We start from the raw sequence: 24,902 nt of genomic DNA on the forward strand, positions 1-24,902 counted from the left end.
CATCATGTTTATGACAGCCATGCTAGCAGAAATACATTGTAGTAACGACCGCGAAACATAGATTGGTGAGTATCCTTCGTGGTATTCCTTAGCATCCACCAATATGTATTAGAAAGCTAACGCAAATGTTATTCCATTTCGGGCATTCACGACCGTCTACATCACACTATCACTCATATTATAACTTCAATCAGACTATCCTCTATGTTTACCATTATTCAGTCGCACCGCACCGAAAACCTTGTTGATCAACTGCTTGTGCAATATCAGTTTAAGGATCAGCCTGTCTTTGAGCCTTTTATTGTCATTGTACCCTCAATGGTATTGGGCGATTGGTTGGACAAGACCATTGCCAGTCGTGCTGGTATTAGTACCTTGGTGCGTACTAAGTTCTGGGGACAGTATCAATGGACGCTGATGCAAGATGTGTTAACCCGCCATAATGCTTTTTTACTAGCGCAAAATCCTGAAGCGGAAACTCTGAATGTGCCTGAAGTGGCGGTGTTGTCACCGACGGTAATGCAGTGGCGATTGTTTGGATATTTGACTTACTACCAAGAGGCGATTGTTGCAGATGAAAAACATCCGGTTCATCCATTGCTGGCGTCTTTGATTGATGAACCGCAGGCAGATGCTCATCAAGATAATGTGCGACAGGACATTATAAAGGACAAGTCACAACAAGACGCCCGTATTTGGCAGCTGGCAAGCGATTTGGCAAGAGTGTTTAACCGCTACTTAACACACCGTGAGGATTGGCTAGATTTATGGTCGTACAACAAACCGCTAAATGTAGATGAATTGATCGCAGAGAAAGATGCATTGTCACTGCGTTTTGATAAGTATGCACGCGGCACGCCTGAATGGTTGGTTGAGCATTATGTTGAGTTAGAGGCTGCGCAACGATTTTTGTGGTCGCATTTGTTTGCTGACGTTCATCTACACCGTGTGGCACTTGAAGATGTCTTCTGGTCGGCTTTGAAAGATAATAAGGCGAATGAGCGTGCTCAGTTGCCCAAAGTACTGCGCATTTTTACCATTCAACAGTTGCCACAGACCGAGCTTGATTTTTTACAGCGCTTGTCAAAATACATGAATATCACGCTATTGCATTACAACCCATCGAAGCTGTTTTGGGCAGATATTGTTGATAAATCATGGTTACAGCGCCAACAGATTATTAACCCTGAGAGTGTGTTTTTGCGTGATTATGGTCATAGCTTGCTATCACGTTTGGGCAAACAGTCGCGCGATACCTTTGCCATGCTCGCTAATTTATCGGGTAATGAGCAATACGACGATGCGCTGGTGGAATGGCAAGATAATTTTGATGATACGCTGAGCATTGGTTTTAATAATGAGGTTGCTACTGAGTATATTGATAATGCTAGTAGCGCTCAAAACAGTCAAAACAATCCAAGTCTGTTAAAGCGTTTGCAGAATGATGTGCTGATGCTTGATGAGCAATCGACCCAGCAAGCAACGGCTGCTAAAGTCTCGCAAGCAGTAAGTAAGCAGATAGAGTCAAGCTTTGATGAAGATAAGCCAGCAACGGCTTGGTATGAAGATGAAGCGTTAGAGAATAAGCGTTTTGAGGTAGACCGTTTTTGGGCAATATCTTCTCAAGATAATAGCTAAGCATTCATTCGTGTCATAGTTTGCAGCGCCAGCTTGAAGTGTTACGTATCATGATTGGCCGTTGGTTAAATGAACCTATCAAATCTGGTGAGAAAAAACGCCACATATCCGATATTGTTGTGTTGCTACCCGATGTTGAGCGTCATCATGCACTGATTGGCTCTATCTTTGTCAGTGGCAGAGGTCAAGATGGTCTGACTTTGCCTGCTAAGGTAACTGGTGTTGTCGATGCCGATATTCGTCAGTTATGGGAAGCGATTATTGGTTTTTATAAATTATTAGGCAGCCATAGCGCCCGTTTTGAGGCGGCTGAAGTCTTAGACTGGCTAATGTTGCCACCTTTGTTTGAAAGTTTTGGACTGACTCATGAGCAGATGAGCCGTGGCTGTGACTTGTTGGTAGAGGCAGGATTTATTCGTGGTTTTGATGAGCTGCACCTTAAGCAAACGTTGGATAGTAATGATTACGACTATCGCTTTAGCTTTGCGCAAGCGTTAGACAGATTGACCCTAGGTCTGGTCATGCCAGAGGCTGAGTTGAGCGACTGCTTGTATCCTTTAGATAAGGATGAATGGCCAAGCACTGCGTTGCCAGAAATGACCTTGCCATTACCACAAGTGAGCCTAAATGATGCGTTGATTGTTGAAGCGCTTTGCCGCATTTATACCGGTTTGGTCGCACGACGATGATCATATACAAAAAATGAAAGCGGAAGATTGGCTCGATCAGATTGAGAGACAAGTGATTCATCGTTACTTTGGTGATGTGGATCAAACACGTACCATGCGAGCCATCTACAATGCGATGAATGGCTTTAAATCAAGTCTGCGAGCCAATCGTCACTATAGACAGTACGCTAGTGGTGATAGCGCCAACAGAGAAGTAGAGCAGAGGCTGGCAGGTGTGGAGCAGTTGCCGCTCAAGCTGAGCTTTATGCTAGACAGTATCGAAGCGGAGCTTGAAAGTCAGCAGGTCAGTGCGGAGCCAACTGGGGTAATTACCTTTGGGCGCTTTGGTGCATTAAGAAACGTGCCGTTTGAGTTGGTGGTTATGCTCAATATGGATCTCTCAGAGTTTCCTGGGCGTGATCGTGACAACCGCTATGATTTGATGAAAGCGACCAATGCACGCCGCGGTGACAGAGTTAGTGAAGATGATGACAATGGCGCATTTTTAGATGCACTACTGTGCGCGCGCAGTGCTTGCTGGATGTTCTATAACGGTCAAAGCTTGATGGACACCCATGAGCATCTACCAGCCAACCCAGTGAGTGAGCTATTACAGTTTTTGCAAGGCGAGGTGCAATGGCAGGTGAACTCGCTTGAGACATTGCCTGAGAATATTGATCCCACCACCGAAAGCCTCAAGCGTTACTTACCTAAATTGATTAAGCAGTGGCTAGTGACTGAGCATCCTGCACTACCTTTTCATGAGAGTCTGTTTGAAACAGAAATTGAAGGTACGAATGTTTCTGAGCAAGCGTCTTCTGATATTGATGACAATGCCAACGTTAATATCAATGCTCAGGATTCCAGCCCTGTTGAGATGATTGATGAGCTGGACATTCTCTTAAGTAAAGCCATGCGCAAAACCAAATTGGCGCAAAAAAAGCAATTTCCGCCTGCGCCGCTTTGGCAAGCTGTATTTGATACACTAAAGGGCAGAGTGTCTAGTGAGCAGGTACAGTTGGTTGGCTTGCCCACAAAGACACAGTACGAAGCAATCGCTAAGATGCTTGGTCAAGGCTTGGGTCAGTTAGGTCGAGTAGACAACCAAACCTTGTCTGCATTGGTCGAACTATTGGCGCTAGATACAGCTGTTGATGCTAGCGATGTCAATAGCATGACAGAGGTGCTCATCCAAGATTTATCTGATAGCGTATTTAACATCGGAGAGATAGATATTGAAGGGGTGTTGGCTTACCAAGTACGCCATCCTGCCAAAGCGTTCTTACGGGCTCAAAAGGTGCATGTGTACAAGGTGAAGAAGCACTGTCGCATCAAGAGCCATTATTTCTAAACAGTTTGACTACCTATCAAATCAAAGAGCACTTGATTAAACAGTTGGTTACTGATGAGAGTAAGAATAATAGTAATGCAGCGGCTGAAACCACTACTCCAATCCTGATGTATCAAAAAATCATGCCAGCAGGTGTGGCTCGCCAAACCACGCTACCCAATCAACAACAAAAACTGCAACAGCAATGTTGGAATTTAAAGAGCAGTTAATAGCTAATGGTTTTGGCGAAAATATTGTACCCAATGAAGATGGGATAGAGGGTACGACAGGTTTGCAGCTACTAACGCCAACCGCCGAGCATCCTGTCCAGATAGAACTGGCAGTTTTGCTTAATCGTGTTAATAACGAGTCAAGCAATGAGACGGACATGATGGGTATGGGCGCACTGCTTATCTTGTTGCCTAAAGCCATCAAGATAAAAGGCTCAGTACCAATATTAACATCCATATCAGTTATTCAGGCGGGCGTGCCTTATGCTCAGCAATCACCCAAGCAGTGGTTAAACATATTGCCCAATTCTGCCAGTCCTAGGCATTTACTCAAGTTTTGGTTGTCACATTTGTATTGGCAAGTAGCCAGACGTACCACTGCTGAGCAAGTGGCACTAAATGATGGCGTGAGTATTTGGCGCTTTAATAAGCCGAGCTCACAAGTTAAAAAATACGACAAAACAATCGCATTTAAACTAAGCCCCATTGTCTATGAAGACGCTGTGATTGAGCTGATAAAATGGGCTGTTTTTGGCAAGTTAACGGGTCAAGTGCCTATTACATTACTCCCAGAATATGCACTCAATTACCTTGATCAGTGCTCAAAATCTGAAGATAGTGAAGGCGGCAGTTATTGGCCAAAACGAGCAGACTTTTCAGACTGGTTAAGATCTAGTTATCACTCGGACACAGTCTACGATACTTGCTCGCAGCATGCCATTTGGCAGTACGTACTGCGTGATCAAGATGCATTTAAGGCTTTGTCAAGGGCGTTGACCACCTTGGCGCGACCATTGTACGAGCCGATGTTTACTGTGTTAATTGACTTAGATGGCTAGCCCATTATCTAGAACAGCCTCTAATTAATTTTTGCTATCTTGTTTTAATAAATAATAATTAAAAGTATGCGCCCATATGACAGACTTGACTGATCTAACCAATATCATTGAACTTTCTACACAGCCACATTTATTCGATGAGCACTCAGATGCGCCTCACTCAGATCCTATGAGTGAGCGTAAGGCTGATGTGATACCAGCAGTTGATGTTGACCTAACGGGCAAGCACCTGATTGAAGCGTCTGCTGGTACTGGTAAAACTTGGACGCTAACAGGCATTGTATTGCGCCTGCTAATTGAAGCACGACGTGCGCCAGAGCAAATTATTGCTACTACCTTTACGCGAGCCGCTGCCGCTGAGATGCGTCAGCGTATTCATGATCGTTTGGTGGATTTTTATCAATTATTGCAGTGGGTCAACAGTTTAAGTGCTGACATCAGTAATAAGGAGGCTTTGTATCCCAATATATTGCAGGTGATGCCTGAAAGCGATAAGGATAAACAAGAGGGCAAACAATCAAGTACGGATTTAAATACTGAGATAGGCGCTGATGAGTTAAACCAAGACCTTGCTACTGATAAGCAAGCTGCTGCCACAAAGCGTGTACAAGCAAAAAAAGACCGTGAAGACTGGTTGGTAGCACAGGCTAAATATGTGCGCTTAGATGGCATCATGCAAGATCCCATTAACCTGCATCTCGTCGGTTATTTGCTGGATCACGTGTACAGCTATCCAATGACGGAAGCTATCAGCGTACCGCACTGGTTTTAACCACGTTGGATAAACTGTTTGTGGGTACGCTCGATAGCTTGGCGCAAAAATGGTTGACGGAGTACAGCAGCGAGACGGGTCACCAGCAGGGCATGGCTATTATCGAAGAGAGCAGTATCGAGCAGGTGACCGATAGTATTATTCATGATGAGCTGCGTCAGTTTCAAAGCCGCTTGCATCATGAGCAGCCTAAACTGTATGCCCTTATGGATCAGCAAGGCAAGCTGACTGCCGTGAGTGATCATAAAAAATATGTGACTCGCTCGCTGAACTTTATTTCAGCACCGATTGATGAGATTGTAGTAAATGACTTTTCGTTTGAGGGCTATGAGCGGCTTATAAATACTATCATTGAGCGAAGCGATGAGCTTGATATCTTTTTTAAACCTGACGGCGAGTATTATGACGTTCCCAAAGGACAGCTACAAAATAATAGAGACTCTTGGCCGAAAATCATTCAAGCATTAAAAAATTTTGGTCCAGCCGCTTACAAATTTATATCAGACGCAAAAACTTATACAGGAAAGTTAATACAAGCTTTTCAGAAAACTGATGACGTAGGTAAGCAATTCTATAAACCGAAAGATGGTGAAAGAGTTAATCTGATATTTAATGAGTTGCAGGTCGTTCGTGACTTTAAACGCTATGTCGAAGAAAGCAAAAAGCTAGACGAATACATAGTGACTGTTTTGGCCAATCTTAACCGTCATATCGTGCTGGCGGTACGTGACAGGCTACCCATTATTTTGGAAGAGCGTGGTGAGACGACCTTTAGCCTGCAAATGGTACGTTTAAACCAAGCATTAACGGGTCGGCAAGGAGAGAAGCTGGCACGTTATATTCGTCACCATTATCCTGTGGCATTGATTGATGAGTCGCAAGATATCAATGGCGCGCAAGCCATTATGATTGAAAGCATCTATTTGCCAAAGAAAAAGGGCAAGGTTGCTGATAATGATAAACAGTCAGCTACTAAAAAAGCCAGCCATGAATTTTTATTATTGGTTGGTGACCCCAAGCAGGCTATTTATGGGTTTCGTGGTGGCGATGTGGCCAACTATAACTACATGAAAGCTCAATTTGATAAAAGCACGCTTTGGACGCTCGATATTAATCGACGCTCAAATGCTGGCGTGATTAATGCCCTAAACTGTTGGTTCGGCATGGCTGATGTAACCACTGGTGAGAATAAGTTAGCTCAATTAGGCGCAGGTATTTATTACCAGCATATTAAAGCGGCAAAACCAGAAAATCAGCTGTCTTGGTTTAATGAACCAGACATACTAACCAGTGACCTAAATAGCGATTTAGTGAGTGACGTACTCTCTGCTCAGCCAGTGAGTGTATTGCACTTGCCTTATGATAAAGACAAAGAGCTTGAGTACGATGAGCATGAAATCACGGCGCGTCATATTGCGACTTTGCTTAGTAGTGGTCAGACCTTAAAAGGCAAGCCGATTCAGCCCAGTGATATCGGCTTGCTGGCACGTACCAAAAAAGATCTAAAACGGGTTGAGGATGAGTTGGTTAAGCTTAATGTGCCGACTTTGACCACCAGTGACGTCAGTATCTTTGAGACTATCATGGCAGAAGATGTGGCGGCGCTGCTGAGTGCCATGCTATATCCGTATCGTCATGACATGATTAATCGGGTGTTGACCAGTCATTTATATGGCTTAAGTATCAAAAACATCAAAGCATGATGACGGATCATGAGTCAGGAGTTACTGATAGCAGCAGTACCACAAGCGCCCATTCACACAACTCTAATTCGAAAGACCTCCCAGCCAATGAAGTTACTGATAATAAAAAGAGCTATCAAGACTTTATTACCTATCTAAAAGAGGGTACACAGCGTTGGCAGCATTTTGGCATCTTGTCAGCATTGCATTACTTGTTAGATAAAAATCCCATACAGCCGCAAGGCGTTTGGCAAGCGCTAGCGGCTCATCCAGAAGGCGATCGTCATATCATGGATTTGCGTCATGTAATGGATGTTTTGGCGCAATATGGCTTAGGTATGGGTGAGCATGAACTATTGGCTTGGTTTAGACAAAATATAGATGCCGCGCCCAATAGCGATTGGGCTAAGCAATATCCGCTACCGACAGAGTCTGGCGTACAGCTGATGACCATTCATAAGTCAAAAGGGCTTGAGTTCCCCATTGTCTATGTACTGGGAATGGGTGATGCCAGTAGGAAGTCAGGCAATAAGGAAGACTATGGATTGTACTTGTACAATGCCCAACAAGCGCCTTCAGCTCTAGTGATAAAGTCGACAGAAGTTCATCATTCGATAGATAGTGAATCAACGGGAAACCAGCGCCGCTTCTCATCCTTAAAAGGCTCAGCGACTACAGAGGACTATTACACCAATATCGAAACTCAAGAAGACTTTGATGAGCTGCGACGGCTTGGTTATGTGGCATTTACTCGTGCCAGTGAGCAGCTTTATGTCGTGCTGCGAGATCCTAACAATAAAACAGGGTTTGAGTTAAAACCGGTATTTTATTGGTTTGAATCGCCAGAACCAAAGTTCGAACTACCAGATAGACTTAAAGGTACGATAGGCATGCTCAGAGGGCATAAGGTTAATGAGTTCTATGACAATAACTACGTAAGCAATGCTGCTAAATCAGCAGGCGTAAATGACAATGTTCAGCTCGCTGTTACCAAGTCAAATGCTCATAAGCCTGCCACAGAGACTATTGAGTATGCGCCTTTTGCAGAGGTTATGAAAACCAATTATTTTTATGGTTGGGCTAAGACCAGCTTTACCGCTTTGGCACGTCAGCTCGATGAATCTACACAAGCAATGGCGATAGTGGATGAGCGTATTGATGATGCTATAGACATTGATATGGCAGAAATTTTAACGTCAAACTCAGCATCACCCAGCAGTAAAAAATCTCTGGAAGCACTTGGTGAATTAAGCCTGAAGTTAGAAGATGATATCCGCTTTACCTTTGTGAAAGGTGCTAATGCGGGTACGTTCTTGCATGAGATATTTGAAAAAATTGATTTCAGCAATAAAGCGCAGTGGTCTCAGGTGATTGATCGAGCCATCAGCAGCTATCAATTGCCACTGGCATATAGCAGTGCTGAGCAGCAAGGCCGTCGATCGCAAGCGAAGAAGCAAGAGCAAGGCGATGACGGTTCAATCAATACTAGTTCACTTGATCTTGCTTCAATAGATGCTACCAAGCATGAGGCATTAATCAATTGGATTGAAGAGGTACTACATGCGCCGCTATTGGCCTCCAATCAAGCATTAAACTCTCTTAATGCAGGTCAGCGATTTTCTGAGTTAGAGTTCAATATGGGGTTGTCAGAGAACTTTAAAGCACAGGATATCAGTAAACTCTTCCAACAGTATCTCCCTAATGAGATGGACAAGCACGTCACTCTTATTCCGCAAAACAAAGCACATTTGTATCGTTATCTGCGCGGCGAAATTGACTTAGTGTACGAACATGCTGGCAAGTATTATGTTGTCGATTATAAAAGCAACTTTCTAGGAAATAGCCTAAGCGATTATAATGAAGGTACACTTAAGCAAGCAATGTCCAAAGCAGGGTACTGGTTACAAGCAGCGATTTATCAAGTAGCGTTACATCGATTCCTTTCAATGAGAATACCTGATTATGCAGACAATGAAGATAAGTATTTAGGCGCTGTGGAGTATGTTTTTTTACGAGGTGTGTATGATCCCAATTCTCAAATAGCTGATGATCTATCACAAGATGTTAAAGAGGCTGATAATAGCCACTCAATGCACAACGACCGCTATGGACTAGTGACTTGGGATATTCCAATCGATTTTATTAAAGGTTTAGATGCGTTGTTTGGTATGCCCGATTAGTAGGCTATAAGTAATGATTAAATGCTAAAAAACATGATATCGATTAACTATTTAAACATAGAGACAAGCATACTATGAGTAATAATAAAAAAGAGAGCAAGGCAGTAATTGGGCTACAACAAAGTTGGGCTAGCAACATCAGTGATTATATCTTGCTACGCCGCGAGCAAACGTATTTAGCCTATAACGCAACAGAGGCAAAAGCTAATACTGATAGCAAGCAAGTCGCTAAAACAGAAGAAAGTAATTTATTCACCGCTCTATTCGTTATGTTAGCGACTCATTTGGAAGAGGGGCATACCGTATTAACCATTGAGTCCTCTGAGCATGAAGAAGCATTGCAAGGTCAAATCAATGATGAAGTAGTTACGCTATATGCTTGGCAGCAACAGTTATTAGAGATGCTAGCAATGCCAATCTTTGCGCTGATAGATAGCAAACTAAATACGCAATCAGAAGATGACTCTATAACTGAAAGGTCGCTATTCGTATGGCTAGACACGCTATTTGATAAGAGAGATCAGCTGTGGATGCAATTGGCGCTTAGCAACCATGAAAAAGAGGTGATAACCAAGCGTTTTGACATGATTGCTACGCTATACCAATTATTGAAAAATACAGACTTAAGTTTTTTTATAAGCCTAGTTAACGAACATGATTTGTTTGCTGAAGTTAACAGTAGCATTAATAATAACGATAAAGTAAATAGCCTAAGCAAAAATAAGCCTATCATATATAAAATTCAAGAAAATCAGACTAATAATGAAACAGAGCTAGCACTAACTTTTTGGCTACATCGTTCTTGGCAAGCAGAATTTAACTTAGCACAGCACATTAATACTATTTTGCATCAACAGATAACCCCTCTAAATATATCAATACCAAAAAATTTAAACGATCAGCAGATAGCAGCTATTAATGTGGCTAATAATAATGCATTTAGCATCATCACTGGTGGCCCAGGTACAGGTAAAACCTATACCGTTGCTCAGTTAGTCATTGCGCTCCAACAAGCGACAGAGAGTGGGGAAGGTGCGTCTAAAAGTATTAGGTTCAGCACTGACAGTGCTAGCTTGGCATTAGCAGCACCAACGGGTAAAGCTGCACAGCGCATGCAAGAGTCTCTGCAGGCAGCGTTAGACGCAGCGAATGTTGAGCTACAGTTGCAAGAAGCTAAAACCATCCATCGCTTGTTAGGTATTGGTCGGACGGGCAGACCGCGCTACGATACTAACAATCCACTTGGCGAAGATATCATCATCGTTGATGAGGCATCGATGCTCGGGGTCGAGTTGGCTAATTATCTCGTAAGTGCAGTAAAACCAGGTGCCAGACTGATACTATTGGGCGATGCAAACCAGCTAGCAGCGGTAGATGCAGGAGCAGTGTTGGCTGACTTGTGCCGTATTCCACTGTTACAACCCATTCATGAAGAGTTAACCGAAAGCCGCAGATTCAGCGCAGAATCAGGTATTGGCAAACTTGCCTACCAAATTAATCAGGCAGAGGTAAATACTCAAGCCATCTGGCAGCTGTTAAGGCAGGATGAAGCCTTGAGTTTTCAATATGTAAATACGCTGCAAACAAATGAGTTTAAAGATAATAAGACAATAAATAGCCTAAGTAATAAAGAAATTGTTTCAGAGATATCGCTAAAATATATTAAATATGTGCATAAAATAAAAGAACTCCTAAAAGATCCAATAGAAAAATCCATGCCAGAATCAGTAAAAAATACGATTACATCACTAATGGAGACATTTAATGAGTTTAGAATCCTCAGTGCTGGTCATAATGGTGAATGGGGCGATCACTACATTAATAACTATCTCACTCAGTGGCACCTAACTGAATTAAAGCTGCCACTGGGCCAAAATACATGGTTCCATGGTCGTCCTGTGATGGTTTTACAAAATAACTATGAGTTAGGATTATTTAATGGTGACATTGGTTTTTGCTTACAAACATCGGATGAAAGAAGTCGATTAGAAGTGTTTTTCGAGAATAAAACACAGGGTATTCCTGTCAATCTGCTAAATGAAGAGGTGATTGCCACCGCATATGCGATGACCATTCATAAATCACAAGGATCTGAGTTTGAGCACGTTGCCATTACTTTTGATAATAGTCATGCTAGATTGCTAAGCAAAGAGCTTATTTATACGGCGGTGACCCGTGCTAAGAAACAGGTAACCATATATAGTACAAAATCTGCTTTTGAAAAGGCTGTTCAAACACCTACTGAGCGCCATACAGGTTTGGCATTACAGTTTTCTAAGCGTTAATAGATAAATGCTCAGAAATATAAAAAGAGGACTAGAGTTGTATACCTTTGATACTGTGCTAGAGCATATTAATGAAATTATTTATAAACCCAACCAGTTGATTATTGCTTCAACTCAAGAAGAGCCACAAAATCTAGAATATGCTGTTGGTACATTTGAATCAATGAACAGACTGACTGTCAAAACAGTTAGATTCAGAGTAGCTAAACAAACACCTACCAAAGTAGGGCAGTTTGTTACCTTTTGGGAAAAAGATTCCAAAGGTATTAATCAACCTTTTCAATATGATTGGTCACCAGACTTGTTGGTAATCACCACATTTAAAGATAACCATACATTTGGGCAGTTTGTTTTTCCAAAAAATGTCTTGCTTAGACATCATATTCTTCAGTCTCATTTTACAAAAGGTAAGACGGCTATCAGGGTGTATCCTAGCTGGGATAAGCCAACCAGTAATACTGCTAAGAAGACACAGAATTGGCAACTCGATTATTTCTTCGTGGTGACTGGTACAAACATACTGCCTACAGAAAAAATACGGGCATTGTATAAGTAGCAAAATTAACAGTAAGTGCAAAATCCAAGCAATAAAAAAGCATCCAAATTGGATGCTTTTTTTGAACTCAAATGTAGAACTTAAACTTTGTCTTCTTTGATGGCATAGATGCCAGGCAGATGACGCAAGTAACCATGGAAATCCATACCACAGCCATAGACATAACGATCTGCAACATTGATACCGACAAAATCAACATCAAAATCTTCAACTTTACGATCATGCTCTTTATTAAGCAACACACAACACTCAAGTGATAAAGGTTTTTCTTTGCTTAATTCTTCGACAACTGTTTTTAGCGTGATACCTTCATCAAAAATATCATCAATCAGCAATACATGCTCACCTTCGATACTAACATCAGGTTTGAATTTCCAATCTAACTCGTTGGTGCCTGCATTATCACGATAGCGTGATGCATGAATATAATGCATGCGATGATAGAACGTCAAATGAGTCAATAGTTGACCAGCTGGAATAAGTCCACCATTCATAACAACCATAACGATTGGGTTTAAACCAGCATAATGTAGGTTGAGCTGGGCGGCAAGGCGCTCATAAGCAGCGGCTACTTCGATGCTACTGATAAGGCACTCTGAGTTGCGTAATGTTTTTTCAATTTCTTGGTTGCTGATTTGGGTCATCGGGTGCGCCTTCGGTAAAAAGTGCCGCTTATTTTAGCAAATTTTAGTGAATTTGCCCAATGCCATCTGTGTTTTGAGACAAAATTAATCAAATACTGGCATTTATTCTGGCTTTTCTACGATGAAAGGGCGGTAATAGTTTGCTAAACGATTTAAAGAGCGATCCGGTAGGTCGGGTAGCAACTTATTTAAGGCCATACTCATGCCTTTATCAATGGCGGCTTTGGCAACTGGGACAGCTTTGCGTTTAATCATGCCAAGTTTCAGCGTTTCAGCATAGCGGCTGATAAAGTGAGTCAATGTCTCTTCATTCATGGTTTCAAGCGCTGTTTTAAATGCTTTCATATCTACTTGCTCAGGTGTGATAGCAGCAAAGCCTTTTTCGATGGTTTGCGCATCTGCATCAGATAATTTGAAACCCACTCGTTTTACACCTTCATTATCAATAAACGTCGCCCGATCTCTCAAGAAGTGAAAGCTTGGCATTACTTCTTCGTTATTCTCTTTACCGAGTAAGATGTTAAGCAGCGTATCTGTCGCTTTTTCAACTGTGCCAACAATTTTTCGCATGGAGCTTGACGTTCAGGGTTTGGAATAATATCTACCAATCCAATCAACAAATTGTCGATTAGATCACGTGCTGTTTGATGCGTCAGGGCATCACGATATGGGTAGTATTCGACCTCCTCATTTGAGGCAATCACTTGCTCAGCGTCAATGATTAATGCTTTCAATTTATCTGAAGGTACAAACCCAAAATAATGCGCCATGGTGCTTCCTTTATTTGTTGTTTTTCATGTTTAACCAGCGTTACATTTGTCGTTAAATCAGTTAGTATCTAGATGGGTTGCAGTCAAAGACTCACCATATGCTGACTAGTGACATGTGCTAACGATAGAATGCAAAGCCTTATTAATGGATGATGATACCACAGTACTTCTATAAACAGCCTTTGGACAGGTGCGCTAAGTCACTAGTCGCCGACTAATTTAACATATTTTTTATATTCTAAATTAAAAAGCTTGAACTTATAAGGCTACCTATTACTTGTCTAAGGAGAGATAAGATGAATAGTGCAATCGTGCTAGTGTTTGCTGTTGCCGCGATGCTTTGCGGTTATCTGTTTTACTCAAAATTTATCGCTACTAAAATCTTGGCATTGGATAACAGTATCCCCACGCCAGCGCACACTATGAAAGATGGGGTGGATTATATCCCCACCAATAAATACGTGCTATGGGGACATCATTTTACTTCAGTCGCAGGAGCGGCGCCGATTATTGGTCCTGCCATTGCGGTTATTTGGGGCTGGGTACCTGCTATCATTTGGGTAGTATTGGGCACGATTTTTATGGCAGGTGTCCACGATATGTCAGCCATTTGGGCTAGTATGCGCAATCGAGGTCAGTCGATTGGCTCGATTGCCGGTACCGTCATGGGTACACGTGTACGTAGCTTGATGATGATCGTTATCTTCCTATTATTACTCATGGTAAATGCGGTATTTGGCGTCGCTATTGCTAATATGATGATAAAAACCCCGTCCGCTGTGCTACCTGTTTGGGGGGCTTTGATAGTCGCCTTTATCATCGGTCAGTGTATTTATCGCTATAAGATGAATCTGGTTTGGGTATCAATCATTGGGGTCACGGCTTTATATGGGCTTATCTATCTTGGTCCTATGTTCCTGTCGTATTGCCTGAGACATTCTTAGGCTTACCTGACAATGCTGTTTGGATTATTATCTTGTTTGCTTATGCGGCAATCGCTTCTTTATTACCGGTTTGGATGCTCTTGCAGCCGCGCGATTACATCAATGGCTTACAGTTATTTGTCGGTCTAATTTTGTTATACGCTGCCATCTTTATTGCGACGCCGAATATTGTCGCGCCAGCGATAAACACGGCATTGCCAATCGGCACACCATCTATGGTGCCTTTATTGTTTGTGACCATTGCTTGTGGTGCAATTTCAGGCTTTCATGGTCTGGTAGCAACGGGTACGACATCTAAGCAGATTGATAAAGAAGAGGATGTGCGATTCGTTGGTTACTTCGGTGCCATGGGTGAGGGGATGCTGGCACTGGGTGCGATACTCGCGGCAACAGCAGGCTTTGCAACCCTTGGCGACTGGCAAGCCGTTTATCAAAAATTTGGCGATGGCTCTATTGGTGCCTTTATTGATGGCGGTGCAACTATATTGAATGCTGGTGTCGGCATTGATATGGTTTTATCACAGACGATGCTGACGGTAATGGCAGCATTGTTCGCTGGCACCACGATGGATACTGGAGTACGTTTGCAACGCTATATTTTCCAAGAGTTTGGTGAAATTTATAAACTACCTGTTCTAAATAAAAGTGTGGTGGCAACATTGCTTGCCGTTGGCAGCTGTTTGTTATTAGCCTTTGGTGCTGGTGGCATCGATGGTGCTGGCGGTATGATTATTTGGCCGTTATTTGGCACGACGAATCAGCTAATGGCCGCATTAACCTTGATGATTGTTACTGTCATCTTGTTACGTAAAGGCAGACCTGTGTGGTATACCTTGGGGCCATTGTCATTTTTACTGGTCATGACGGTTTTTGCGTTATTGATTCAGCTAAAAACCTTTTTCAATGATGGTAATTGGCTGCTTATTATTATGGATGTCATTATCTTAATAGCTACGATTTTAGTGACGTTTGAGAGTCTATCGGTACTCCGAAAAGAGTGGTCGATACACAGAGGCAAAAGCAATCTCTAAGCCATGTTGAATAACTAGTTAGATACTTACTGAAATACGATAAAAACGCTAGCAGCAATTGCTGGCGTTTTTTGTCTCATATAGGCATGATAGTTAATAAGCATCCGCAAAAGAAGAGTGATTATGGAAAACACGGATATAACAAAACCTATAAAAAATATTGAGCCATGGTGGCAAAGATTTGCGGCAGGGTTAAATGAGTTTTATCATGCGCCTTATCGTCAGACAATGGCACGCGCCGCGCGTGATGAAGAAGATTTTTTCATGCTACTCATGTTTGCGGAAAGCTTGGGTATCGACAATCCGGCCAGCTTTTATACATTAGAGTTGCAGCCATTGTTTTTAGAAAACTTCCATGAGTGGCATACACGTATGGGTATGGATAGATGCCCTTTTGACCACGTAGGTTGCTGCTAGTTTCCTTTAAATTAATTAAAATGAGATAAAAGTATGGCATTACATCCTTTGCCCGCATTGGTAGAGCAACTGGCAAAGCAGCCGATTATATTTATCGGCGGCAAGGGCGGTGTCGGTAAAACCACCACTGCCGCCGCACTTGCCAGCTATTATGCCAATCATGGCAAAAAGACACTGATTGTCTCGACCGATCCAGCACACAGCTTGGGCGATGTGTTAAACGTCCCACTAAAAAACCAAAAAACAGTCGTAACTTCTTGTCTAGATGCTATTGAACTAAACCCTGATATCATCGTCGATGAGCATTTTGCCCAAGTTGAACGCACCATTACTTCCTATGCAAACCCAGACATGATGCCAAAAATTCGCGAACATCTACGGCTATCAAAATCAGCACCTGGCGCACAAGAAGCCGCCATGCTCGAATCTATGTGCCAGCACTTGGTTGCAGCAGCAGATGCCGGCTATGAGCACGTCATTTTTGATACCGCACCGACGGGACATACACTGCGTTTATTAGTGCTGCCTGAAATGATGGGGGCATGGACGGATGGATTGCTAGCGCAGCAGCGGCGGCAGGCAAAACTTCGCTCAGTAGCAAATCATTTGGGCAGTCATGAACAACACAATAATAAAAACGACTTAGCCAATCCATTTACCGCAAAAAAAACTGACCGCTGGGAACAAGCAGTATCCGTACTAGAGAAACGCAAACAGCTGTTTCGTCAGGCAGGGTTGCTACTGCATGACCGAACACAAACCGCCATTGTATTGGTTATGACGGCTGACGTATTGCCACTGGCTGAAACAAAGCGGGCGATAGAGCAATTAGAAGACAGTAAGCTCATGCCAGCCGCCATCGTTATTAATCAGTTGATAGCACCGACCCAGTCTGATGCGTTTTGGCGTCATCGAGCTGAGCGCCAACAACAATTAATGCAAGATATTGAGCAAAGCTTTCCCAAGTATCCGTTATACCCAATATATCTGCAACAAACCGATGTGCGTGGTATTGAGGCATTGAGTGAGTTGTTAAAATCAGTACTATAAAAAATTTTAGACATATAGGATTATACAATGCTAATAATTTATGTGTCTTTCTCGTCCTCACCTTTGATATTTATCATAGGTACTTGATCAGACACTCCTTTCAAAGCACTTTTGTATTTAGTGATTTGAAGCTCTCTTTGTGAAATTTTTGATGAGTCTGTTTCTTTATTAGCCACTTGTTTATTTTCTAATTTCTTCATTGCACCACGAAGCAGTAGATCCTCCATCTCTTTCTTTTGAATATTGAATTTTTCGGAGTACATTTTATTTTTAAGGATCTCCTGACTTGTTGCCACTCTCTCTCTTTCTCTTGTTAAAGCTAAATCTAATATAATTTGATCCCATGTACTGTCTGTTACTTTAGCACTATCAGAAATTAAATCTAAGGCTTGTTGTCTAGGCATAAGCGTTAACCCTTGCTCGTCTGCTTCCAATAGGTCTTCTTCATTCTTAGCTCTTATTTCATTGAAATGAGTGAAATAAGTCGAGGTAAGTTCCTCACATCCACTAAGAGCGCCATTAAGGATAGACATCTTTCTTTCTAGTTCTAGATTATTCTGGAAATCTGGATAACGAATATGGTGATCGATTTCACCCCAGGCTTCATCTAAGATAGTTCGAGTTTGAAGTTCAAATTTAAAATCATAAGGTGGAATACCTTTAATTATGTAATGCGTAGATCGATAGCGGGATGGTTTTGTGTCTAATACATATTTATATCCTTTATGCGTAGTCTCATGCTCTGGATATAAACTAAGATCATCATCGTTAGCATGGTAGATTGTTATACATTCGTCTTCACATACGACAAAATTACCTAGAACAAAGTCGTTAACCCATTCCCAGTTATCCTTGAAGAGGTATATAGCTCTAATCCCAACTAAGTCATTGATTATATCTTTATAATTATCTACGTTAACATTTAAATATTTAACATCAGCCTTCCCTTTTAGAGCTTCTTTTCTTTTTCTTACTATTTTAGTTAGTAAATGAAGAGGGTCTTTGATTCTCTGCTTCACGGAATTTATGCTATTCCCATTCTGTAATATATTACCAAGGTAACGTGCTTGTTCCATGAGCATTACCTGATTGCTCATGTAATCCCTATATATATGTACCAATACTTCTTTATCAATCTGAGCTGCTTTTAAACTTTCTACTTGAAGGTCTTCTAGTTCGAAAAGTTCATCTTCATGTTTCATATAAGTTCTATCCAAATAATTAATATTTTTTTAAAAATAGATTGCTACTCACGCTTGTACTATTGCAATTTAACTGAAAGCGACCATGCCATATCTGCTCGTAATAGCTGAGCTTGTTCAGATTTACCACTACTGAGTGATGACCATTGCGGTTTACCACGAGCTTTCTTGAGCTCACTGGGTAATTTATGTGTTGGCCATGGTGTGACAGTGGCGCTTTCGTCATCTAACGACTGTTCAATACTGGATTTCTCACCTTTATACAGCAATTGCGTGGCATCAGTTGCTGCATGACCACGATGGCGCAATGCTGTCAATAAATCTATGGATCGAGTGGCCAGTAGTGTCAACGTAGCAGGATCGATATACAAGCGTTTTACCCCTGTGATCCTATCAGCAATGCTACTGGTGTTAGACAATAAACCCCCTGCAATACCACCAATCGCTGCACCCAATCCCAAGGTTGTACCAAGAGCGGCCGCATCAATCCCCAATCCTAGTAGCGCACCAGCAGCAGCTCCCGATGTTGTGCGTATGCCATAGCTTTTTAGCAGTTCAGGGTCAAACGGATCTTGTTGATAGGCTTTTAGCTCAAGTGGCGTTGCTGCTACGTCATTGTCATAAAACTTATATAAGTTAAGCAAATTATGTTGCATAGCACGTTCGCTCTGTCTCACCGCCTCTTGCATTTGCTGTAATACTGGCATTGGATCGTCATCTTCACTAATTTCACGAACAAAAGCAGCAACATTGATTAAAAAATCAGCAATGATAATGTTGGCCTCGTCATTTAGCTGCGCCCAATTTTCTATCCTACGCTGCATCAACTGCTCAAGCATCTCAGAGTGGGTAAGCATGGTGGCTAAATTCTGCCATAAGCGCATTTCATCTGCAAACTCAAAAGCCACGGAGTCAAAGCGTGTAGAAATATGCAAATTACGACGCGCCAGCATGGTCTGCCACTCGTCGATATTGGCATCCTGACTGTCAGTGAAATTAAATACTGGCATCACAGGAATCGCTGCCCAAGATAAAATAGCTAACTCGTCTTTATATTTACCGAGTACCGGCTCACGTGCATCGACGACATAAATGGCCATATCACTTGCCAGCAGCTGCCGAATCACTTTGGCCTCTTGGCTATAGTCCTCATTGCTATTTAGTGCCTCACCACCTTGGGCAATGTCTGCTGCCAAAAACTGTTGCAAACGCTCAATGCCATCACGCCGACTGGCGGTATTGTCCTCTAACCAATCCATCAATCCTGACGCATCTTCTAGACCCGGTGTGTCATACAATACCACCAACACTTCGCCCGTTTGGCTGTCTGTTAATTTGGCTTGCTCTACATGACGGGTAGTTGCGGCTTCGTTTTTGACTTCACCAAAATAGACGTCACGCAATAGTGTACGTAGTATGGATGTCTTGCCCGTATTGGTATGACCAACGACGGCCAATTTTAGCGGTTCACCACTGGCGATGGTTTTCCTTGTCATACTTGTCGTTGTTGTTAATGGTTCAGTTGATAAAGGTTGATTGTCTTGAGTTTCCACTGACTGAGTTACAGCTGATTTTAAAGTGCTGTTTGCGGTATTAGAAGTTGCCTCATAAGTCTTATCTGCAAAGAGACCAGCAGGCTTATTGTGTTCATAATTCTCTTTTTTGTTATTATTATTCATAATATCGTCTTCTATTTATTAATGACCAAAACATATAGTGGCTTTTATTGTAGAACAAATTGTGTACTATTTCGGTATTAATACTAACCATCTTTCTTAAGTAACTGATAATCACAGTTTGGCTAGTCAATCAATTATTCACTAGACCAATGTTGCGGGCAGAGAGTGCGGTTTGCCACTGCTGATAACGAACATCTTGATGGTCTGCAACCTGCTTGGTTAAGTCTAAAGCGCTTGAATCACTCAGCAGCTGCACAATGAGCCCATCTTTGGCGTGAGCAGCGATTTGATCAAGTTTACGCAATGTACCACGGTCAGGTAAGGCCTTATGATGAATACCAAGTAAGACCTGCACTGGATGACTGCCTAAATAGCTCTTCAAACGTGCCATATCGTCACGATCATCAACGATACCGAAATTCTCTATCTCACTATTAATATCGCTATCTGAATTAAGCCCCGACTGCCACCAGTTATCCTGCTCTGCTGGATACTCAAGCAAAGCAACCAGCTTCTTGCCAGCGCTAACAGCTGCTTTTGGCGCAATAGGAACGGGCACTTCATTAAAGTCATCAACATCTACCACCTGACGTTGCCAAAAGTTTAAAATCTTTTGATAATAGGGCTGCTTGATGTCCAACCGCATCTTTTTACGACGGAACATCAATGCACAAAACGCCCAAGCAATCGCTCTTGGTACAATACCGTACATCAGCAAACTACCAACCAATAAGCCTGCCCATTGCCGCGCAACAGTCAATGGCATCGCATCAGTCACCAAGCGACTCTGTACAATAGCGTTGCTATTTGGCACATCGAATCCCACCATACTTGGTAACCAGCCAAGTACCTGTGTCAAAGTAATTAGCGCTTGATCGGATAGTAAAGTCGACTCCCAGCTAAAGCTATACTGACGCACAATCAATAGGAAAATAATCGCCAGCAGCATGCCTGTCAACGTTGCCAGCCATAACTGATGACTAAATCTCCCCAAATACCAGCGCATCCCGCTATGCTGTAATTGGCGCTCGTACAAATCGACTGCCGCCTTGGTAACATCGTCTTTACCACGTATCAGATAACTGGGACTGACAAAATTGGCAAACCAATTCGAAGACGGCTTGCTTGATTAATCAGGCTCATCACCAGCCAACCTAACAGCATAATGGTATGAAAACCCAGCAAGCAAACCAAGACATAAAAGAAATTCACCACATTTGTCTGTAGTAAGGTGAATAATCCCAAAAATCCTGAGAGACACCACACCACGCTCATGACCACCATGATGCCTTTAATACGGCCATCAATTTTGCCCAATATTCGTGCCAGCGCACCGTTACTATCGATACGTGAGGCTCGGCGGTGCAATTTTTGAATGGGTTTGCCATCCTCACCTTGTAGTTTTTCCGTGATAAGTAGCGGGTCAGTGGCAAAGACATGTTGCTGCGTCTCAAGCGTGCGTACCAACTCAGTCAATTGATCTTGGGGTGATAGCATAATGCGATAACATCCATATAAAGGCGTTTATGTAGGAGATAATTCTTGATTATTGTAGCGTATATATGAGGACACGCCTTCGCCAAATGTTAAAAAATGAACATTTATTAAGCATTTTTATCATGGTAAAGACAATAAAAATCAGCCAAAATGAATAATGAACGAAATGATAGTGACAAGGGTGAAAAAACGCTGTTAAAGGGAATCCAAAAAAGGAATCATCATGAATAACAGAACATATCTAATCGTTGGTGGTACAGGCGGCATTGGTAGAGCGATGATTGAGCAATTAGTAAATGGCACTGCCAGTGACAATAAGGATGAGAATGCGAATACTGATAATGGTGGAAAACAAGGTATCCATGTCTTTGCGACTTATCATCGCAATGTACCTGATTTTGAGGCTGACAATCTGCATTGGATATCCATGAATATCTGCGAAGAACAAAGTATCGAGCAAGCAGCCGAGGTTATTCAGCAGCAAACCACTCATATTGATTGGATTATCAATTGTGCAGGGTTATTACATACGGCGACGCAGCAGCCAGAAAAAGCGCTGCGTCAGGTTGAGACTGATTTCTTTTTACAAAACATGCAAGTGAATGCCTTAGCCAGCTTACTCATTGCCAAGCATTTTAGACCACTATTAGCCAAAGCTGCGCGTAGTAATGACAAGCCCGCAATCTTTGCAACGATATCCGCGCGCGTTGCAGTATCAGTGACAACCAACTGGGCGGATGGTATAGCTATCGTATGAGTAAAGCGGCACTCAATATGGGCATGAAAAACCTGAGTATTGAATGGAGTCGCTCGCTCAAAGACGTGTGCGTGGTTGTCCTGCAGCCAGGAACGGTAAATACGCAACTATCAGCCCTTTTCAAGGTAATGTGGCCGAAGGTCAGTTGTTCTCGCCAGCCTATAGTGTGGAATGCTTATTAGAAGTGCTTAACCGTATGAAGGCGATGCAATCAGGAAGCTTTGTTGACTGGGCAGGGGAATCCATACCTTGGTAGCTCTAAATGATTGAAACGTTCACAAAGCCAATTCAAGAGATGAAAATAGGGCGTGTCGTCAATATGAGGACACGCTCTATTTTATTTATAAGATAAGGGTTGTTTTTAGATAGGCAAATGCTTAATTCGCCATAAACAAGTCCATAAACTCATGTACAGGTGTGTGCTCTAAGCGGGTTTGATCGCTACAAAGCGCAAAAATATCCTGACAGCGACTGTCGATAAATCGCGTCGCCAAACTGGCACGAAACTTGGCTTCTAATACAGGAATACCTTCTTTGCGGCGGCGCTTATGTCCGATAGGGTATTCGACAACAACCTTGTCGGTACTGCTACCGTCTTTAAAAAATATCTGAATAGCATTGGCAATCGAGCGCTTGCTTGGGTCATGGTAATCTTTTGAATAACCCGCATCTTCTTCTACGATCATTTTGCGGCGTAGACCATCAATTAACACATGGTGCTGTGCATGATAATCGTCTTCATAATTTTCTGCCATTAAATCGCCAGTGAGCAGAGGCACCGCTACCATATATTGCAAACAATGATCGCGATCAGCAGGGTTGGCCAATGTGCCTTCTTTAGAGATAATTCTAATCGCAGATTCATGAGTGGTCAGGACAATTTTTTCAATATCGTCGATTCTGTCATCAATGCGTGGATGTAAGATAACAGCAGCCTCACAAGCAGTCTGCGCATGAAACTCGGCAGGAAAGCTTAACTTAAATAAAATATTTTCCATCACGTAACTGCCAAACTCACGCTGGAAAGTAAAACGGCGCTCGTTTGCAGGTTTAAGGCTAAGTCTTTATTGGTATGGCTAAACAATACATCATAAAACCCCCACTGCGGTGCAGAGAGTGCCCCAGGGATACCCATTTCACCGCGACGGGTAATATCAACCAAGCGTACCGCACGACTGGTAGCGTCGCCTGCCGCCCAAGATTTACGGCTACCGGCATTGGGTGCATGACGATAAGTACGTAGCGCTTGACCATCGACGATTGCTTGGGATATTGCCGCCATAATACGCTCACGCGGCAATTTATAGAGCTTGGCGACCACAGCGGTAGAGGCCAATTTAACTAAAAACACATGGTCAAGACCCACACGGTTGAATGAGTTTTCGAGTGCAATTACCCCCTGAATCTCATGCGCCATAATCATAGCCTCAAGCACCTCACGCATGGTTAATGCTGATGATTGCGACTGACATTTTGTTGGCTGATATAATCGGCGACTGCTAGGATACCGCCTAAATTGTCCGAAGGGTGCCCCCATTCAGCAGCCAGCCACGTGTCATTATAATCGAGCCAGCGCACCATACAGCCGATATCAAAGGCGGCCTTGATAGGATCTAGTCTGTGGGCTGTACCCGGAACGCGCGCGCCATTAGGTGTGAGCTGATCGGCACAATCTGGTCCCAAATGCTTGGTGCATTCAGGGAAACGTAGCGCAAGCAGACCACAGCCAAGCGTATCCATCAAGCAATGACGCGCAGTATTCCAAGCATCTGCGCTATTGGGGGAGTCGTTATCTATCGAATAATTAAGCACATAATCAGCAATCTTTTGAATCTCAATGTCATATTCTGGACGGACATTGCTTTCTACCGTTGCATCATTTTTATTTGAATGTGTTGTATCTGAATTATCATTTGACATGGTTGTCTCCTCTTCCTTGAGTGTGCTACTTCCTTGACCCATTATCTCGGTCATCTTTTTAAATTAGCCATCATTTAAAAGTAGCATACTCAATATGAAACAACCAAACTGAATTATGTTAAAAATTAAAACCTTGCGGCACGCTTAAATCATCAAATATAGCAGACCTAACACAAATAAAGCCGCCATGATAAACAGCAGAAAACTTAATACTTTGTTCGTTGTGGAGGCAGACTCAGTACGATCTTTTTGTACTTTGTTTTTCTTGGCAACGTATAGAACCATTTTTACATGCTCTATGTTGTCTTCGAGATAATGATCGCCTTCAGGGACAAACCCCAAGGACTCATAGAAGCTGAGTAAGTAGGCTTGTGCAGAGAGTATAATCGGGCGCTTTTTACCGTATTTTTTACGGCAGTGCGCAATGGCATGAATCATCATCTGCCGTGCTATACCGTCACCTCTGTGCTCTGATAAGACCAGCACTCTACCGATGGCAGGCATAGCAGTATGATTGGTCTTAATCGTAGGGTCAGCGACCGATAGATTGGATTTTAATTTATTAAATTCAGGCGGAATGATACGGCAGTAGCCTACCAACGCCTCGTTTTGATGCGCGATAAGATGGAGGCAATCAAAGTCCACCTCATCCATATCTTGATAGGCGCAGTTTTGCTCAACCACAAACACTTGTGATCGGGCTTTTAAAATATGATAGAGATCAACTGAGGTCAGCTCATCAAAGGTTTTGATAGAAAATTCACAAGTCATAGTGGGCTAGCTTCTGGAAATAGGCAGTAAAAGATTGGCA

At 42.5% G+C, this 24,902-nt stretch carries 15 protein-coding genes and 4 pseudogenes; 9 read left to right on the plus strand and 10 right to left on the minus strand.

Annotation, left to right across the window (positions count from 1 at the left end; genetic code table 11):
• Positions 1-204 precede the first annotated feature (204 nt).
• The 4 genes and pseudogenes from TT12_RS19420 to TT12_RS10620 all read left to right on the plus strand — a co-directional run bounded on the left by TT12_RS19420 (position 205) and on the right by TT12_RS10620 (position 12,180).
• Positions 205-4,705 (plus strand): annotated as a pseudogene (locus TT12_RS19420) (exodeoxyribonuclease V subunit gamma).
• A gap of 76 nt (positions 4,706-4,781) precedes the next feature.
• A pseudogene (locus TT12_RS19425) lies at positions 4,782-9,339 on the plus strand (UvrD-helicase domain-containing protein).
• 74 nt (positions 9,340-9,413) lie between these two features.
• Complete coding sequence (recD, locus tag TT12_RS10615) at positions 9,414-11,624, plus strand: exodeoxyribonuclease V subunit alpha (RefSeq protein ID WP_045454669.1); 2,211 nt, start codon at positions 9,414-9,416, stop codon at positions 11,622-11,624.
• A 37-nt stretch (positions 11,625-11,661) separates the two neighbouring features.
• Positions 11,662-12,180: a MepB family protein gene (locus tag TT12_RS10620; protein WP_201606095.1), complete on the plus strand. Its 519-nt coding sequence runs from the start codon at positions 11,662-11,664 to the stop codon at positions 12,178-12,180.
• 80 nt (positions 12,181-12,260) lie between these two features.
• On the opposite strand, the gene TT12_RS10625 is transcribed toward TT12_RS10620, so the two are convergent.
• The 3 genes from TT12_RS10625 to TT12_RS17465 all read right to left on the minus strand — a co-directional run bounded on the left by TT12_RS10625 (position 12,261) and on the right by TT12_RS17465 (position 13,594).
• A complete protein-coding gene (locus TT12_RS10625) occupies positions 12,261-12,824 on the minus strand; it encodes a hypoxanthine-guanine phosphoribosyltransferase (RefSeq protein ID WP_045447249.1) in 564 nt (187 codons plus the stop codon).
• Positions 12,825-12,926: 102 nt separating this feature from the next.
• A complete protein-coding gene (locus TT12_RS10630) occupies positions 12,927-13,394 on the minus strand; it encodes a hypothetical protein (protein WP_243443599.1) in 468 nt (155 codons plus the stop codon).
• Positions 13,310-13,594, minus strand: a complete 285-nt coding sequence (locus TT12_RS17465) for a hypothetical protein (protein WP_243443600.1) — start codon at positions 13,592-13,594, stop codon at positions 13,310-13,312. Before TT12_RS17465 ends, TT12_RS10630 begins: the two co-directional genes overlap by 85 nt.
• A 296-nt stretch (positions 13,595-13,890) precedes the next feature.
• Between TT12_RS17465 and TT12_RS18545 the strand changes: the two are divergent.
• The 3 genes and pseudogenes from TT12_RS18545 to TT12_RS10645 all read left to right on the plus strand — a co-directional run bounded on the left by TT12_RS18545 (position 13,891) and on the right by TT12_RS10645 (position 17,036).
• Positions 13,891-15,569 (plus strand): annotated as a pseudogene (locus TT12_RS18545) (carbon starvation CstA family protein).
• Positions 15,570-15,692: 123 nt separating this feature from the next.
• On the plus strand, positions 15,693-15,986 hold the full coding sequence (locus TT12_RS10640) for a cory-CC-star protein (protein WP_045454674.1): 294 nt from the start codon (positions 15,693-15,695) through the stop codon (positions 15,984-15,986).
• A gap of 33 nt (positions 15,987-16,019) precedes the next feature.
• Entirely contained in the window at positions 16,020-17,036 is a 1,017-nt protein-coding gene (locus TT12_RS10645) for an ArsA family ATPase (protein ID WP_045454677.1), read from the plus strand.
• 38 nt (positions 17,037-17,074) lie between these two features.
• Here TT12_RS10645 and TT12_RS10650 read toward each other — a convergent pair whose 3' ends face one another.
• From TT12_RS10650 to TT12_RS10660, 3 genes and pseudogenes are all read right to left on the minus strand, one after another.
• On the minus strand, positions 17,075-18,238 hold the full coding sequence (locus TT12_RS10650; protein WP_045454680.1) for a RelA/SpoT-related domain-containing protein: 1,164 nt from the start codon (positions 18,236-18,238) through the stop codon (positions 17,075-17,077).
• A gap of 59 nt (positions 18,239-18,297) precedes the next feature.
• Positions 18,298-19,734, minus strand: a complete 1,437-nt coding sequence (locus TT12_RS10655) for a GTPase/DUF3482 domain-containing protein (protein ID WP_413786974.1) — start codon at positions 19,732-19,734, stop codon at positions 18,298-18,300.
• A 313-nt stretch (positions 19,735-20,047) separates the two neighbouring features.
• Positions 20,048-21,414: pseudogene (locus TT12_RS10660) on the minus strand (DUF2868 domain-containing protein).
• Between the two features lie 223 nt (positions 21,415-21,637).
• Here TT12_RS10660 and TT12_RS10665 point away from each other — a divergent pair.
• Positions 21,638-22,171, plus strand: coding sequence for an SDR family NAD(P)-dependent oxidoreductase (locus TT12_RS10665; RefSeq protein ID WP_243443601.1), 534 nt, complete (start codon positions 21,638-21,640; stop codon positions 22,169-22,171).
• Between the two features lie 43 nt (positions 22,172-22,214).
• On the plus strand, positions 22,215-22,427 hold the full coding sequence (locus TT12_RS17480; protein ID WP_243443602.1) for a hypothetical protein: 213 nt from the start codon (positions 22,215-22,217) through the stop codon (positions 22,425-22,427).
• Positions 22,428-22,548: 121 nt separating this feature from the next.
• Here the strand turns inward: TT12_RS17480 and TT12_RS18550 are convergent, their stop codons facing one another.
• The 4 genes from TT12_RS18550 to TT12_RS10675 form a co-directional block, all read right to left on the minus strand.
• Entirely contained in the window at positions 22,549-23,169 is a 621-nt protein-coding gene (locus TT12_RS18550) for an MmgE/PrpD family protein (RefSeq protein ID WP_279378880.1), read from the minus strand.
• A complete protein-coding gene (locus TT12_RS18555) occupies positions 23,169-23,615 on the minus strand; it encodes an MmgE/PrpD family protein (RefSeq protein ID WP_279378881.1) in 447 nt (148 codons plus the stop codon). Before TT12_RS18555 ends, TT12_RS18550 begins: the two co-directional genes overlap by 1 nt.
• Before the next feature lie 2 nt (positions 23,616-23,617).
• A complete protein-coding gene (locus TT12_RS18560; protein ID WP_279378882.1) occupies positions 23,618-24,091 on the minus strand; it encodes an MmgE/PrpD family protein in 474 nt (157 codons plus the stop codon).
• A 144-nt stretch (positions 24,092-24,235) separates the two neighbouring features.
• Positions 24,236-24,862 (minus strand): GNAT family N-acetyltransferase, encoded by a 627-nt coding sequence (locus TT12_RS10675; RefSeq protein WP_045454686.1) that lies wholly within the window; start codon positions 24,860-24,862, stop codon positions 24,236-24,238.
• Between the last annotated feature and the right edge of the window lie 40 nt (positions 24,863-24,902).

The organism is Psychrobacter sp. JCM 18903, from assembly GCF_000586475.1.
In the GTDB taxonomy this organism is placed as follows: Bacteria; Pseudomonadota; Gammaproteobacteria; order Pseudomonadales; family Moraxellaceae; genus Psychrobacter.